Raw genomic sequence first — 15101 nt, 5'->3', positions numbered from 1 at the left:
TATTTTGGGGTTAAATTCGGCAAGATAACGATTGCTGTCGCACCGAATTATACAAGCCAAAACTGTTCAAACTGTGGTGAAACTGTCAAAAAATCTTTATCGACTAGAACCCATCAATGGGGAGCATCTCACCTTTGTAATAAGTAGAAATGCTTAATGAACTCAATAAAAAAGTTAAAAAAGGCAACCATTTAGATAGGCAGAGCGATGACGAAGGACTTGCGGTACATTACCAGATTCCCAACTTGCACCAGTAATTTTAAGACGATGAGCAATTTGTTTAATTTTTGATTCAACAGAGCCAGAGCCAATCGAAATGCCCTCTGCCTGCAAATAACCATAATTGACAATTCGATGTTTATGCTTGTTCAAATAAATAATAAAATTCTCCACTTGCGGCTCTGACCATCCCTCAAAACAGGAGATAGCAGCATCCACTTCCCCCTTCCATAGAAAACATTTTACCTCATCAATCCGCTGGAATGACCCGCCAACTTTATAGAGGTTTTCGATTAAATGATACCAATCCAATATTTCAATTCTTTCCTGTTTCTCTCCTATCTGACCAAATAAATTCCAGATACCATCATGTCCATCTCCTAAACAAATTAAAGGTTCAGCCAAAACTTGAGAATTAACCAAATCTAATAAAGCCGAGTTATCTTGAAAAAAGGCCGCTACCCCCAGTTGATGAAAACTCACTGCTTTATAATCACGCCAAATCAAGGCTTTTCCCTTGGCAGTTCTTAGTCGTACCTTACCGCCATCTATGCTCATTTCTTCGACTTCAACTTCTGGGTTAGACGGTAATTCTTCAAAAGCATAGCGATGTACGAGGCGTTGTTGGGTACTGTGAGAAACAGCAATTCCTGTCAATGATTTGATTTTCTGCGCCGATTTCTCGTAGGATTCATCGCCACTTAATAGCAAACAGTTCTTCTCTAACATTGGACTCATCTGAGTCCGAGGCTTTACTTCTAACTTCTTCGCTTGTTTTTCTGTAATTGGTAATTCGCCCAAAATACTTTTTACTTTTCTTGTCCGACCGGCTGTTTCTCCTGTGCTTGTTTTGACAAAAAAATACCGATTTCTGGGTTGACATACACCAATCATTAAATCTCTAACAGTCTCTTCTATCTCTGCCAAGTTATTAAATTTCTCAACTTGGGATTGTTCATAAAGACATTGCCCTAACTCTTGACATAACTCTTTAATTCTTTTTTCATTTTCTGATAACATTGGACTGTTCCTCCCATCGAGATATATTCTGAATCGTAAGTTATAACTATTATAATCTCATTTCTCTTTGTGATCAGGTTCAAGATTTTCTAGTTTTTGACTGCTATAAGCATTAATACTCATTGCACAAGTGAGATGCTCCCCATCAATGCAAGTGTGGATGTGTTTTGGAGCGGGATGAAAACGCCGCAATCAACATCCTTAAAAGGGGACTAAGTACGGTAGGGCATACCGGAACCTTTGGGCTCTCCCCAATAAACGCTTGGGGAGAGAATACCTCTACTTTTTCAGAAGCAATTCTGTCTAAGCAAGTAATCTCTGTGAACCAAGAATCCCCGTCTCTTTAGAGCGGGGAGTGTCAACCGAGTCACTTTTTTCATTATTAACCACTTGACAAAGTGGCCACAGCAGTGGTATTGATTTAGGATAGGAAGTTTTCGGGAGTCAGTCGTCGGTCGTTAATACCAAATTAGCCTACACTTCATCTTGATAAGAAAGGCTATATTTTTTGCAGCTTCTTAGGGAAATTATGACCACTAATCCTCTTAACTCGCTCATTTTAGAGCAGATTAGTCTTATCTGTGAGCAATACTCGATCGAAAGTCGTATTCTCGAAGATTTTGCCGATTTTGTCATCAAAAATCACCGTAAAAAGTCGCCCAAACCATCGTTAACTAAATCAAAAACTACAGCCACCACTACCACAGGCCCAAAAGTTAAACCTTTAACTCTAACGCAACTTAAACAGGCAGTTTATGCCTATTTTGAGGTTAGTAATACCACAGAATTAAAAAAATCGAGTATGTTTCAAATGGCTACTAGAGCCTTTGATAATATCAATTTATCTCAGCGAGAAAGTTGGGAAAAAATTTACAGAGAGTATGTAGGTATTTTACCAGAAGAAGATGGAGAAACAGGTAAGCATTGTATTAATGGTATTAATATATTTAAGTATTTTTATCCCTATCGTGTTTTCGAGCTTGATCCAAAAACTGCCACTAAGGAAGACATTAAAAATGCCTATTATCGTCTTTCTAAGGTCTATCATCCTGATAACCAAGAAACAGGAGACGCAGAAGTTTTTGATTGTTTAACTGTCATGTATAAGTCTATCACCACGGAGATAAAATAATCATGCCTCAGAAAGCAAATACCTTCATGATCCGGGATACCGAATTAGCTCAATGGTTTTCTATTACTCTTGAAAAACTAGACAAAATTGTTGATATTTTTGATGCTGATCCTAATGATGATTGGGATTTAGTTGAAGGTGTCGATTATCAATTTGTCAACAAAAAAGATAAAGTTAGAGTGTTTTCTTTTGAAGGTGCTTTAAAAATTGCTTCCTATATTGATCAGCATGAAAAGCGAGGAATTTTATACAGATTTAGAGAATTTTTTACTAAGCACGATCAAAAAATTCGTCGCTCTCTGGCACGAAAATTAATTTTTAATGAATTGGCTGACTCTGGCGAAATTAAAGTTTATCAAGGAGTGGCTATGATTCATAAACAGAGTTTGCGGCGAATTTTAAAAACTAATGGAGCCAAGCTAAATCAAACATTCAATAATCTCAAAATACAGGAATCTTCATCTTTAAAAGTTGATGATGAAGAACTTGCTAAGGTAATCAAAAATACTAAAACAGAAGTTCGTCCTTTAAAAATAGGAGTAGATTTTTATGAAGATGAAAAAAGAGAGTTTTGGTTCTCTGAAACTGGAGTTGTTCGCATTTCTAAATCCATGAGTGAAACTTTGACGAATAAATCGCGCCAAGAAATGTGTAAAATGATTGAAATCGAGTTTCCTCGTGCCTTTAAAGAAATTCAGGAACATCTAGATGACGATACCAAACAAAAAATCGAGATTGAAAAGGCTAAAAAACGAGCTAAAACTAGAGATAAAAACACTTGTCAGGTGACAGGGCAAAAACCGGATAAATATAATAAATTTAATCTCGCTGTCCATCATCTTTACTCTGTCCAGAAATATCCCCATCTAGCGACATTGGATCTGAATTTGGTGACTATTAAAGAAGAAATTCACCAAGAATTTCACGGTAACTTAGGGGGATTTCATCAACCTTGCACAATCGAGGATTTTATCGAATTCTTGCATATTTACTATCCCGAACATCAGGGCAATTTAGCCTTAAAACTTCAGAAAACTAAGAAAAAACTGGAAAAATTAGCCAAATAATCATTCAATTCCGGGGGTGATTCGATAGTAGTGGTATTCATGGATAAAATACCAAAAAGTCCCAAAGTGATTATCAATTTTTTTAGGGAAAGAACGACCAAATTTCATCCCGATCGATAATTAATTTATCTTGAGGTTTTGCCGAAACCCCGATCTGACGAGGAACAGCCGCATCTAAATCATTGGCAACTATTGTCAACTCCGCCCATAGTATATATGATAGTTGAACTCTAATTTAGGATATAGCTGGGTCTAGAGAGGATAATATGGATAAGATCAAGGTAGGATTGTTGTTTGGTGGTCGATCGGGAGAACACGAGGTATCTATCAATTCGGCTCGATCGATCCTGCAAGCTTTTAATTACCCCGAAAATCTTGACAAATACGCCGTTATCCCCTTCTATATCGATAAAAATGGCTGTTGGCATTCGGCAGCAACTGCTAGACAAATTTTAACCTCTGGGCAACCCCTAGCTATTGAGAGTGATATAAAAGTCAATATCTGGCAATTTCCCCCAGAAGTGAGCGAAATTGAGGTTTGGTTTCCAATTCTCCACGGACCGAATGGAGAAGATGGCACTTTGCAAGGATTACTCACTCTCATGCGGGTTGCTTTTGTGGGTAGTGGGGTCCTGGGTTCATGCCTAGGAATGGATAAAATTGCCATGAAAACTGCTTTTGCAGCCGCTGGATTACCCCAAGTTAAGTATAAGGCCGTAACCCGCTCGCAAGTGTGGTCAAATCCCTGTATTTTTCCGCAATTGTGCGATCAAATCGCCGAGGAAATAGGTTATCCCTGTTTTATTAAACCGGCTAATTTAGGTTCTTCGGTGGGTATTAGTAAAGCGCGCAACCGGCAAGAATTAGAGGCTGCTTTAGATAGTGCTGCTAGTTATGATCGACGGATTATTGTTGAAGCAGGAGTAACCGCAAGAGAAATCGAATGTGCGGTTTTAGGTAATGATAATCCCCAAGCTTCCTCGGTGGGAGAAATTACTTTTGATAGTGATTTTTATGACTATGAAACTAAATATACTGACGGGCGATCGAGTATGGTGATTCCCGCTAATATTCCCGATAAAACTGCTAATCAAGTGCGAGAAATGGCTGTAGAAGCATTTAAAGCTGTGGATGCTGCGGGATTGTCGCGGGTGGATTTTTTCTATGTGGAAAAGACTGGGGAAGTGTTCCTCAATGAAATTAATACTCTGCCGGGGTTTACTAATTTTAGTATGTATCCCCAACTCTGGAAAGCCACCGGTTTAGAGTTTGATAAATTGGTCGATAAGTTAGTAAAATTAGCCTTAGAAAGACAGGAAAAATAAGGTTAAATTACCAACATTTCTAGGATAGGAATTACCTAGCCTAGAGATATTGATCAATTAGATAGTTTCAGGATCAATGCCCAATTCTCGTAATTTTTGGGCTAATCTTTCCGTTTCCAAGATAGCTTGTTCTTTTTCGAGGATAGCCTGTTCCTTCGCTTCTCGTTCCTGTAATTCTGCTTCTGCGGCAGTTAGCACTAATTCACCCGTGGGGGTAAAGTAACGCAATTTCCTCTCAAAAATGCCTAAATAGAGTTCTAATTGTTCACTCCATAAATAGCCGTTTTCATTAGCAGCAATAGCTTGATATTGTCCCGCAATTAATCTAAATCCTTGCAGTTCTAAACTTTCAGGATCAAACCAGAAATAGTTAGGAGTCCGAAAGGTATTTTGATAGAGATTTTTCTTTTTATTGCGATCGATATTAGCAGTGGATGGGGAGAGAATTTCCACGATCACATTGGGATATTTACCCCCTTCCCCCCAGACTACCCAACTTTTACGCGAATGTTTTTCCGTATCTAAGACGACAAAAAAATCAGGACCACAAAAATCACGTTTTTTTAGTTGTTCTTCGTTATAGTAGATGGTAAGATTTCCCGAAGCATAGTAATTATTTCTTTCTTGCCATAGCCTTTCTAAACAACCGATCAGAATTGTAATTTGTTGTAGATGTAGATCACTTTCCAAGGGTGGTTCATCACTCCATAAATCGGTGGGGGGACAGGTAACTTCCGGTAAAATGTCGAGAGTTGTCATGGTTTTTCCCCGTTACACTAGCTTTGTTTAATTATAACTGTTAAGCTGTTAAATATTTAAATTGCTTGTTGAGATGAGGCAAGAGGCAAGAGGCAACAGTACGGTCATAGAAAACTAATTTTTGGCTGACTCACGAGTAAAACTGTAGATAATTTGGGTAGCTAATTGTGGTAATTGTGAGAAATCTTCATCGGACATTTTTTGACGATCGAGTTTCATTTGTAATCCCGTCATCGAATCGTCTCCGTCGGAAATTAAAAATTCTAAGCGTTCAATTTCCGACCAATCTTTAATGTCATTTAATATCTTGTCAATAACCAGAAGATAAGGATGGGAAGGATTTTTATACCAATTACTGCTGACACCCTGACGAATATCTAAACCTAAATGTACGATCAAAGGGGCGCGATCAAAAAGGGCATTGGCTACCGGTCGGGTTTCTTCTTGGAGAGATAATTGATTAGCGCGACTTAACTGTCGTAATTTCTCCAATTGATGATATCTTTGCGAAATTGACGGCGGATTTTCCCCCCAACTGAGAGCGATGGTGACTAGATAGGTTTGTAAGAATAGATGTCCTAGCTTTTCCGCTTTTGTGGCTAGATAATTGGAATTATAATCATTAGCCTCGATCAGCAAAGGTACTCGCTCGACTATTTCCAAACCATAGCCTTTTAATCCGGCAATTTTACGGGGATTATTGGTAATTAAACGAATATTTCTCACCCCCAAATCGTTGAGCATTTGCGCTCCCATGCCGTAATCGCGCAAATCGGCGGGAAATCCTAACCTTTCGTTGGCTTCCACCGTATCTAGTCCTATATCCTGTAAAGAATAGGCTTTTAGCTTATTAATTAAGCCAATTCCCCGTCCTTCCTGTCGCAGGTAAACCACCACCCCCAAACCGTTTTTTTCGATCATTTTTAGGGCAGTTTGTAACTGTTGGCGACAATCGCAACGCAAGGATCCCAAGGCATCCCCGGTCAGACATTCTGAGTGCATTCGTACCATTACAGGTTGATCGCCAAAGAGAGCGGGATCGCCTTTCACAATAGCGATGTGTTCGGTTTGATCTAATAAATTTCGGTAGGCATAAAGCTGAAAAGTGCCGAATTGACTGGGAAAATCACAGACCGTTTCCCGATGGACAAAGCGATCGTGTTTTAAGCGATAACCGATCAGATCGGCAATGCTAATTAACCTTAGATTATGTTGACGAGCGTATTCAAATAGTTGCGGTAAACGGGCCATGGAACCATCGGGATTTTGGATCTCACAGATAACTCCCGCCGGATACAACCCGGCTAACCGAGCTAGATCCACGGCTGCCTCCGTATGACCGGCACGTTTTAAGACCCCACCGGCTTTAGCACGAATCGGGAAGACATGACCGGGACGGGTGAGATCGTCGGGACGAGTAACCGGATTAATGGCAACTTGCACGGTTTTCGCCCGATCTTCTGCCGAAATGCCAGTTTTAACCCCTAAATGGGGAGCGGCATCGATGCTAACGGTAAAAGCGGTTTGATTGCTATCGGTGTTTTTTGTCACCATCAAAGGTAATTCGAGAGCATCAAGACGCTCTCCCGTCATTGCCAGACAGATTAAACCGCGAGCTTGCACTGCCATGAAGTTAATCAGATCGGGGGTGGCAAATTGGGCCGCACAGATTAGATCTCCTTCATTTTCGCGATTCTCATCATCAACTACGACAATGGCACGTCCGGCTTTGATTTCCGCTAAGGCAGTATCGATAGAGTCAAAAGCGATCGAAGTGACAGTCACAGGCATTAAAACGAGGGAATTATTTTCATTCTACAGGTTTGCTCGATCTGCTGAGGGTCAATTTCTGCCAGTTCCCTAGAAAAAAGTCTCCCGGTGAACCTGACGGCTGCCCGGGAGACTTTTAGCTATCTTCAGCTAGAAAATTAATTCAAACTAGCGGGGGTGATGCTGGCAACTTTGCCACCGAGACGGTTGATCTGTTGCAGGGTGTTATTTAACTGTTCAAAGGGGACGATAACCGCTTTGCTACTGCGACGGACACTGGGATAACCCGGTTTGCTGATGGCGGCAATTTCCACGCGATAGAGCTTACCCACATTACCATAGGCCACACTACCACCAAGAGCTTTACTGGGGGTGTTGCGTTGACCGGAGGGACGATAGGCCCAACCATCGCTGCCACCGGAGGGACCGACTACTGCCGAAGCACCGTTTTGGGCTAATTCCACCGCTAAACGGGAGGTTTTGCCGGCAATCTGAGAGCGATCGCTGTTGGCATAACCGCGATAGAGTTGGAACATCCGGGTAAATCCCACGGTTTTTTGACCGGGTTGGCTGGCAAAACCGCGATAGTAGGGAACGATGCTATCACCGAAGTTTTCAGTATATTCGGCGGAATCGATGTAGGAGTCGATATCGGCCTCGAATCCTTTGTTTTCGTAGAGATCGAGGTGATAGACCACTTCCGACTCATCGTAGGGAGCGCGACCTAAAAGATGTTTGATATTAAGTTCGATGACGCGGGTTTGGAAGTTACCGTAGAAGAATTTGTTCTTATACAGTTCCGATTTGGCCACGGCGCGGACGAATTCCCGCACGGTGATCGAACCGTTACAGAGTAAGGATTCGGCACTGGTAAGGCGCTCGGAACGCATGATATAGTCATTGCCTAGCACCTGACGATAGACAGCGCGAATAACCGCCTGTGCCTCGTCACGAGACCAATCGGGACGTAATTCCACGGGAGCAACCTCGCTAAAAGCGGTTGTCCCTAAACGGGAAGCTGAGGTAGTAATTGCCACTAAAGTTCTCCTACAAAAAAAATGATCATTTTCTGACCGCTGAAAGCTAGGCGAGGATCAGTTCGATTACCTGGCCGCCTTGACGGTTGATTTCTTGCAATTTGTTCGATAGTTGCTCGTAGGCGACGAGATACTCGCTCACACTACGACGCACACGGGTTTGTCTTCCCGCTTTTGCCCCACTAACCACGCGCAAGCGATAGAATTTGCCCCGATCGCCCCCAGCTAATCCGGTTAAGGATTGACCAGTTCCGTTAATATAAACGGGGGACGCACTGTTATAGGCTAGTTCTCTGGTCAGTTTTCCTTCTTTCAACGGTGCGCGATCGCTGGTCGCATAACCGCGATAGACTTGGAACAGCCGACTAAAACCGACGGTTTTCTGACCGGTTTGGCTGGCGAAACCGCGATAGTAGGGGACAATGTTCTCGCCGAAGTGTTGGTTGTATTCGGGGGAATCGAAATAGGAATTAATTTCTGCTTCGTAACCCTGTTGATTGTAGAGATCGGTGTGGAAAGCGATCTCAGCTTGATCGTAGGGAGCGCGACCGAGCAGGTGTTTATAATTCAACTCGATAAAGCGATTTTGGGGATTGCTGTGGAAAAATTTCTGCCGATATAGTTCTGATTGAGCGATCGCCCGAACAAAATCCCTGACGCTAATCGAACGATTGCGTAAGAGGGATTCTAGGCTGATTAGGCGCTCGCTGGACATCAGATGCTCGTTGCCCAAGATCTGTCGATAGGCCCCGCGGATCACCACTTCTACCTGTTCATCACTGTCGGTGGCGCGTAATTCCAAGCGGGGGGAACCGTTGTAGGGTTCAAATCCCAGTCTTTGGGCTGCCATTAAGCTAGTCATCGTCGATCCTCCTGAAACTAACTGTATATGGATATAACAAGGTCTGGAAGAACAGGTGATTGCTAACCCTTTTGCTAACAACCTCCTGTCTTTCCAGACCAGCAGTTTTTTTGATCGGACTAGCTGAGAGCGTTGATCGCGTAGTCGATATAGGAGTTGGCTTCTACCGCAGGGTCGCCACTTAAACCATGGTTGGCTTTGATGTATTTGAGGGCTTCGATGTACCAGCTAGGAGACAGGTCGAAGGTGCGGTTGATTTCGTCGATACCAGCGATGAGGTACTCGTCCATCGGACCGGTTCCACCAGCAACTAAGCAGTAGGTCACCATGCGGAGGTAGTAACCGATGTCACGAGCGCATTTGTCTTTACCGCGTTGGTCCGCCGCAAAGTTAGCCCCTTGCATTTGGGTGGTGTAGGGGTACTTGTTGTACACTGCTTGAGCAGCACCGGAGATTAAAGAATTAGCTTTTTCGGTTAACGCTTTAGCGGCGGTGAGGCTGGCAGAAGCTTGACGAAAACGACCGAAAGCAACTTGGATTTCGGTGCTGCTTAAGAAACGTCCTTGAGAATCAGCGGCTGCTACGGCTTCGGTAAGGGGGGTTTTCATTGTTTGGTATCTCCCAATAATCTTGCAATAAGTTTCCTACGGTTCAATTGAGACTAGCCCCAGGGACTAGGCGACAGCAGCGGCGGCGCGGTCGAAGTAGCTGGCAATTTCAGACATTAAAGCACTGCAATCGCCAGGGGTGACACCGTTGCGATCGTTAGCGATGGACAAAGCAGCTTCTTTCATTTTGCTTACGCCAGCGGCTACGGAAGCTCCAGGTACTCCTAAAGCTACATAGGTTTCGCGAAGACCATTTAAGCAACGATCATCGAGAACACTGCCGTCGCCAGCGAAGGTAGCGTAGGTAACATAGCGCAAGATGATTTCCATGTCGCGTAAGCAAGCGGCCATACGACGGCTGGTGTAGGCATTACCACCGGGGGTGATCAGTTGGGGCTGTTCAGCGAACAGGCTACGAGCGGCGTTAGCAACGATGGTGGAAGCGTTACTGGTGATCCGGTTAACAGAGTCCATCCGTTTGTTGCTGTCGGCAACCATGGCGCTCAGAGCGTCTAGTTGGGAAGAGCTTAAATATTCGCCGCGAGCATCAGCTTGGGATACTACCCGGGTGAATGCGTCAAACATTGTGACAATCTCCTAAATTTAAATGGGATTTGCTTGCAATTAAATGGTTTTCCCTCTTAAGGGATTTCACGGTGAGCCTGGACGAGCCTTGACCGTGATTGTTGCGACCTACTTTAAGAAACCTGAAAAAACTTCATGGCTCTCTCATAAATCACTTAAGGAGGTTAAACAAGTATCCAGCTTAACTTTTGTCTGTTATCTTGGCCCCTCAAATTAAATTTATACACTGCTGTCGAAACTTTGTTTGTTACATATTATTAAGTTTTTTGCTGTCTTTTTGTAACAGTCACTTAACAATAACTCGATCGAGTTGGTCATCAATTCCTGACCATGGCTCAAAGCCTCTCACCGTCGGGAAATCAGAGACAGCAAGGCTTTAAGGGTATAAAGGGCAGCAAGATAAAAATTTTAAGTTTTTTTTAATATTTTCCCCCTTTCCCTTCCCCTATTACCCAAGGATTGCCCTTTCCAGCCCTCCAATTACGATGAAGTTTTGTAAAGAAGGGAGAGGGGTGTGGGGTGTAGGGTGTGGGGTGTGGGGTGTGGGGTGTGGGGTGTCTCCTGACGTTAAACTAGAAATCGGTGCTCAAAAAATCTAGCCGTCCGAACCCGATGATTTCCTCCTTTCCCGTTCCTAATAGCTTAAATTGCCCTCAAATTCGCCTTGCTATTCGTTCCCTGCAGCCGCAATTGGTTCACTGGCGCCGACAAATACACCAAAAACCAGAACTAGGCTTTCAAGAACACCTCACCGCCTCCTTAATCAGTCAAACCCTGACTAAATACGGAATTGAGCATCAAACTGGCATCGCCGGCACCGGAATTGTCGCCACCATCGAAGGCAGTCAACCGGGGCCGGTTTTAGCCCTGCGGGCCGATATGGATGCACTACCGATCGCCGAAGAAAACCAAGTCCCCTATTGTTCCCAACATCCGGGCCAAATGCACGCCTGTGGTCACGATGGCCACACAGCGATCGCCCTCGGCACGGCAGTTCACATAGCACAAAACCGTCACCATGTCAAGGGAAAAGTAAAAATTATTTTCCAACCCGCCGAAGAGGGGCCGGGGGGGGCGAAACCGATGATCGAAGCGGGAGTGCTGAAAAATCCCGACGTGGACGGAATTATCGGGCTGCATCTCTGGAATAATCTGCCTTTAGGGACAGTGGGCGTGAAAAATGGTCCCTTAATGGCGGCGGTGGAATGTTTCGATCTCCAGATTCAAGGCCGGGGCGGCCACGGGGCAATTCCCCATCAAACCGTCGATTCACTACTGGTGGCGGCCCAAATCGTCAACGCCTTGCAAACTATCGTCGCCCGCAACCTTAACCCCCTCGATGCTGCCGTGGTGACTGTGGGTAAATTAGCAGCGGGAACCGCTAGAAACGTGATCGCCGATAGTGCTAATCTCAGTGGGACGGTGCGCTATTTCAATCCCCAGTTAGGGGGCTATTTCCGACAACGGATGGAAGAAATTATCGCGGGCATCTGTCAAAGTCAGGGGGCTAGTTATCAATTCGATTACTGGCAATTGTATCCCCCGGTAATCAATCATGATCAGATGGCGGAATTAGTGCGCTCAATCGCCGCACAAGTGGTGGAAACCCCGGACGGAATCGTTCCCGAATGTCAAACCATGGGAGGGGAAGATATGTCATTCTTTTTACAGGAAGTACCGGGCTGTTATTTCTTCTTGGGGTCTGCCAATCCCGAATTAGGATTAGCCTATCCCCACCATCATCCCCGCTTTGATTTTGATGAATCTGTGTTAGCGATGGGAGTCGAGATTTTTGTCCGTTGCGTCCAAAAATTCGGCAACTCTAAGACTTTCTAGAAATCCGTTCAAGGTGAACAGTTTTTGTCAAACCTGAAACCGCTAAACTGATCACTGAATCAGACGAGTAAAAAAACGCATGAATAATAATATCCAGGAAAACGATGCCCAACGGGTGAAAATCCTCAGCGAGGCCCTACCCTATATACAAGAATTTCGCGGTCGTACCGTAGTGGTTAAATACGGTGGTGCGGCCATGAATAACAGCGATATCAAAGACACGGTCATGCGAGATATCGTTTTTCTCTCCTGTGTGGGAGTTCGTCCCGTTATTGTCCACGGTGGCGGTCCAGAAATCAATAGTTGGCTGGATAAATTAGGCATTGAACCCCAATTTAAAGACGGTTTACGCGTCACCGATGCCGCCACCATGGATGTGGTAGAAATGGTGCTAGTCGGACGCGTCAATAAAGAAATTGTTGCCCTGATCAATCAAGCCGGCGGTAAAGCGGTAGGATTATGCGGTAAGGATGGCAATCTGATCACTGCTCGTCCCGTGGGTAAAGAGGGCATTGGTTTTGTTGGAGAAGTCAGCAGTGTCGATACTAGCGTCGTCGAATCCTTGGTTAATAGTGGCTATATTCCCGTGATTTCCAGTGTGGCCGCCGATGAAACCGGCCAAGCTCATAATATCAATGCCGATACGGTAGCCGGAGAAATAGCGGCGGCTTTAGGGGCAGCTAAACTGATTTTGATGACTGATACAGCCGGAATTTTAGAGAATTACAAAGAGCCTTCCACTTTATTGGCTAAATTGGATATCCAACAGGCCCGGGAGTTGATTCAAAAAGGCATCGTTGCTGGTGGGATGATTCCCAAAGTTGGCTGCTGCGTGCGATCGCTGGCCCAGGGAGTTCAGGCTGCTCATATTATCGATGGTCGTCTTCCCCACGCCCTTTTACTGGAAATTTTCACCGATCGAGGCATCGGTTCCATGACTTTTGTCAATCAAAAAGTACTGGATATGGGAGTGATCGGGGGGAAATTTAGGCACTTTTTCCCTGAAAATTAGGTAATTGGCCACCTCAAAACTGGTAAAACCCCACACCCCACACCCTGCCACCACCGAAAAACTTTTTGCCGCAAACCCTATAGTAGTAATTACCGTACTTTTGGTCAAAAAGACTTGCCTAAAACCAGAGATCTGGTGTACAAGTAAGATAATAAACGCGCTTCTCGCTCCTTTGCAATGGCAAAAGTCTTAGTCTTGAGTTAGTTTAGTCGGGAAGCGCAGAGTCTGAAGTTTTCATAGCAATTGAATTTATGACCAAACAAGCTGTAGCTCACCCGATGGTGAAGTTTCAACGCAAGGTTAGCAAGTGGATAGATGCAAAAGTAGTCAAACCTAGCGATAGTATCTGGAAACTCGCTCTTTTATACGGAGATGATTGGGCATACTGGAAGCAAGAGTTGCTCGATTTCGGTTTCTCCATGCAAGACCCTCTCAGCGAAGTGGTAGCGGTAGAAGCTTGGGACGAAGAATAAGCGACCATCGACTCAAAAGCAGCTTTCTACCAAGATTATCGCCATGGGATCGACTCCGATTATCCTTTCCGCTCTGGTTATCTTATCCTTAAGCGCGAGTTGTTCTCCCCAGACCGAAACCCAACCACTGCCACCGGCAGCCCGTACTACTACCGTCAACGTCACCACGGCTAAACCGGCAACCATCGGACGCAATCTCGATTACACGGGAACTACCCGACCTTTAAAAGTCGTTTCTCTGCGATCGCAAGCCACCGGTCAGTTACTTAATCTCGTCGTCGATGTGGGAGATGAGGTGCAATTAGGACAAATCCTCGCTCATGTTGATGATCGTCTCCTTGCCACCGTTGTCCGGCAAGAAAAAGCCGCCCTGTCGGCCCTAGAAGCGGAATTAGCCCGGGCGAGAATTGAAGTCAGTAACGCTGAAATTGAAGTGGAGCGCCTACAACTACAATACCAACAGGCCAAAAATGATGGCGAGCGCCTGCAAAAATTAGCCCTAGAAGGAGCGATTCCCCTGCAACAGGGAGAAACAGCCCAAACTACGGCGGCAGTGGCTTTAAAAGCCGTTAATAGCGCGCGATCGAGAATTAAAGTGGAGGAGCAGGTAGTGGCGGCAATTATCGGCAGAATTGCCGCCCAAAAATCGGTCATCGCTCAGGAACAACAACGTCAGGCCTACGCTATTCTTAAATCACCGGCGACGGGGATAGTTATCGAAAAACTGAAAGAGCCGGGGGATTTAGTCAGTATCGGCGATGAAGTCCTCAAAATTGGCGATTTTCAGCAGGTCAAGGTGGTAGTATTATTATCGGAATTGGATTTAAAAACGATTAATTTAGGACAAAAGGTTAATGTCAGCCTTGATGCTTTCGGTGATAGAAATTTTTCCGGTCGCATCACCAGGATTTTTCCCCTCAGCCAAGGCACGGCCCGGCGGATTCCTGTGGAGATTACTCTACCCAATGGGGATGGTTTAATCAAAGGGGGATTATTGGCCCGGGTGCGGTTTAATAATAATTCTGCCCCTCAGGTGATTGTTCCCGAAACAGCAATTGTCAGTCAAGGGGAATCCGCGGCAATTTTCGTCCTTTCCGAGTCTAACTCGCAAGTGGAAAAACGTCCCGTTCGTCTCGGTCAAGCGCTCGACGGTCAAGTAGAAATTATCACTGGACTCGAACCGGGGGAGCGTTTCGTCGTTAATAGTAGTAAACCTTTGCAAAATGGTGAAAAAGTCCGCGTCAGTATCCTAAGTAATCCTTGAGCAAACCATTGGAGATAGTTAGTAAAAGTATAGTCAAATATAGACAGACTGAATTCCATTTCAGAAATTCCCTTCACTTTTACTTCGAGAGATTGATTCTCCTTGGGTGAACTACGCACCTCTCTATCCCAT

14 protein-coding genes and 2 pseudogenes are annotated in these 15101 nt (G+C 44.5%); 9 read left to right on the top strand and 7 right to left on the bottom strand.

Annotated elements, in window-relative coordinates; genetic code table 11:
- Positions 1–117, top strand: a pseudogene (locus EWV84_RS03470) (zinc ribbon domain-containing protein); the annotation flags it as partial.
- A gap of 57 nt (positions 118–174) precedes the next feature.
- On the opposite strand, the gene EWV84_RS03465 reads toward EWV84_RS03470, so the two are convergent.
- Positions 175–1239 carry an ISKra4 family transposase gene (locus EWV84_RS03465; protein ID WP_287076471.1) on the bottom strand — a complete coding sequence of 355 codons (1065 nt, stop codon included), beginning with the start codon at positions 1237–1239 and terminating at the stop codon, positions 175–177.
- Positions 1240–1382: 143 nt separating this feature from the next.
- Here EWV84_RS03465 and EWV84_RS03460 point away from each other — a divergent pair.
- The 4 genes and pseudogenes from EWV84_RS03460 to EWV84_RS03445 form a co-directional block, all read left to right on the top strand.
- Positions 1383–1586 (top strand): annotated as a pseudogene (locus EWV84_RS03460) (RNA-guided endonuclease TnpB family protein); the annotation flags it as partial.
- Positions 1587–1768: 182 nt separating this feature from the next.
- Positions 1769–2371: a J domain-containing protein gene (locus tag EWV84_RS03455; RefSeq protein WP_287076468.1), complete on the top strand. Its 603-nt coding sequence runs from the start codon at positions 1769–1771 to the stop codon at positions 2369–2371.
- Positions 2372–2373: 2 nt separating this feature from the next.
- Entirely contained in the window at positions 2374–3438 is a 1065-nt protein-coding gene (locus tag EWV84_RS03450) for a hypothetical protein (RefSeq protein ID WP_287076467.1), read from the top strand.
- Between the two features lie 266 nt (positions 3439–3704).
- Positions 3705–4763, top strand: coding sequence for a D-alanine--D-alanine ligase family protein (locus EWV84_RS03445; protein ID WP_287076466.1), 1059 nt, complete (start codon positions 3705–3707; stop codon positions 4761–4763).
- Between the two features lie 57 nt (positions 4764–4820).
- Here the strand turns inward: EWV84_RS03445 and EWV84_RS03440 are convergent, their stop codons facing one another.
- The 6 genes from EWV84_RS03440 to cpcB all read right to left on the bottom strand — a co-directional run bounded on the left by EWV84_RS03440 (position 4821) and on the right by cpcB (position 10384).
- Positions 4821–5522, bottom strand: coding sequence for a Uma2 family endonuclease (locus EWV84_RS03440; protein ID WP_287076465.1), 702 nt, complete (start codon positions 5520–5522; stop codon positions 4821–4823).
- Between the two features lie 114 nt (positions 5523–5636).
- Positions 5637–7313, bottom strand: coding sequence for a bifunctional 3,4-dihydroxy-2-butanone-4-phosphate synthase/GTP cyclohydrolase II (gene ribBA, locus EWV84_RS03435; RefSeq protein ID WP_287076464.1), 1677 nt, complete (start codon positions 7311–7313; stop codon positions 5637–5639).
- A 137-nt stretch (positions 7314–7450) separates the two neighbouring features.
- The gene (locus EWV84_RS03430; RefSeq protein ID WP_286824366.1) at positions 7451–8329 is read right to left on the bottom strand and encodes a phycobilisome linker polypeptide; all 879 of its coding nucleotides are present in this window, start codon (positions 8327–8329) and stop codon (positions 7451–7453) included.
- Between the two features lie 46 nt (positions 8330–8375).
- The gene (locus EWV84_RS03425; RefSeq protein ID WP_287076463.1) at positions 8376–9191 is read right to left on the bottom strand and encodes a phycobilisome linker polypeptide; all 816 of its coding nucleotides are present in this window, start codon (positions 9189–9191) and stop codon (positions 8376–8378) included.
- 119 nt (positions 9192–9310) lie between these two features.
- The gene (gene cpcA / locus EWV84_RS03420) at positions 9311–9799 is read right to left on the bottom strand and encodes a C-phycocyanin subunit alpha (RefSeq protein WP_158199253.1); all 489 of its coding nucleotides are present in this window, start codon (positions 9797–9799) and stop codon (positions 9311–9313) included.
- Positions 9800–9865: 66 nt separating this feature from the next.
- Positions 9866–10384 (bottom strand): C-phycocyanin subunit beta, encoded by a 519-nt coding sequence (gene cpcB, locus EWV84_RS03415; protein WP_004268967.1) that lies wholly within the window; start codon positions 10382–10384, stop codon positions 9866–9868.
- Between the two features lie 612 nt (positions 10385–10996).
- Between cpcB and EWV84_RS03410 the strand changes: the two genes are divergently transcribed.
- The 4 genes from EWV84_RS03410 (at position 10997) to EWV84_RS03395 (ending at position 14969) form a co-directional block, all read left to right on the top strand.
- Positions 10997–12220: a M20 metallopeptidase family protein gene (locus EWV84_RS03410; RefSeq protein WP_287076473.1), complete on the top strand. Its 1224-nt coding sequence runs from the start codon at positions 10997–10999 to the stop codon at positions 12218–12220.
- Positions 12221–12299: 79 nt separating this feature from the next.
- Entirely contained in the window at positions 12300–13232 is a 933-nt protein-coding gene (argB, locus tag EWV84_RS03405) for an acetylglutamate kinase (protein ID WP_287076462.1), read from the top strand.
- Between the two features lie 251 nt (positions 13233–13483).
- Positions 13484–13705 carry a DUF4327 family protein gene (locus tag EWV84_RS03400; protein WP_286824362.1) on the top strand — a complete coding sequence of 74 codons (222 nt, stop codon included), beginning with the start codon at positions 13484–13486 and terminating at the stop codon, positions 13703–13705.
- A gap of 43 nt (positions 13706–13748) precedes the next feature.
- Positions 13749–14969 carry an efflux RND transporter periplasmic adaptor subunit gene (locus tag EWV84_RS03395; protein ID WP_287076461.1) on the top strand — a complete coding sequence of 407 codons (1221 nt, stop codon included), beginning with the start codon at positions 13749–13751 and terminating at the stop codon, positions 14967–14969.
- Positions 14970–15101 lie beyond the last annotated feature (132 nt).

Origin of the sequence: Microcystis sp. M_QC_C_20170808_M3Col (assembly GCF_007095505.1) — a bacterium.
In the GTDB taxonomy this organism is placed as follows: domain Bacteria; phylum Cyanobacteriota; class Cyanobacteriia; order Cyanobacteriales; family Microcystaceae; genus Microcystis.
Note: the sequence above shows the minus strand (reverse complement) of the source record. Positions and strands in the feature narration are given on the sequence as shown.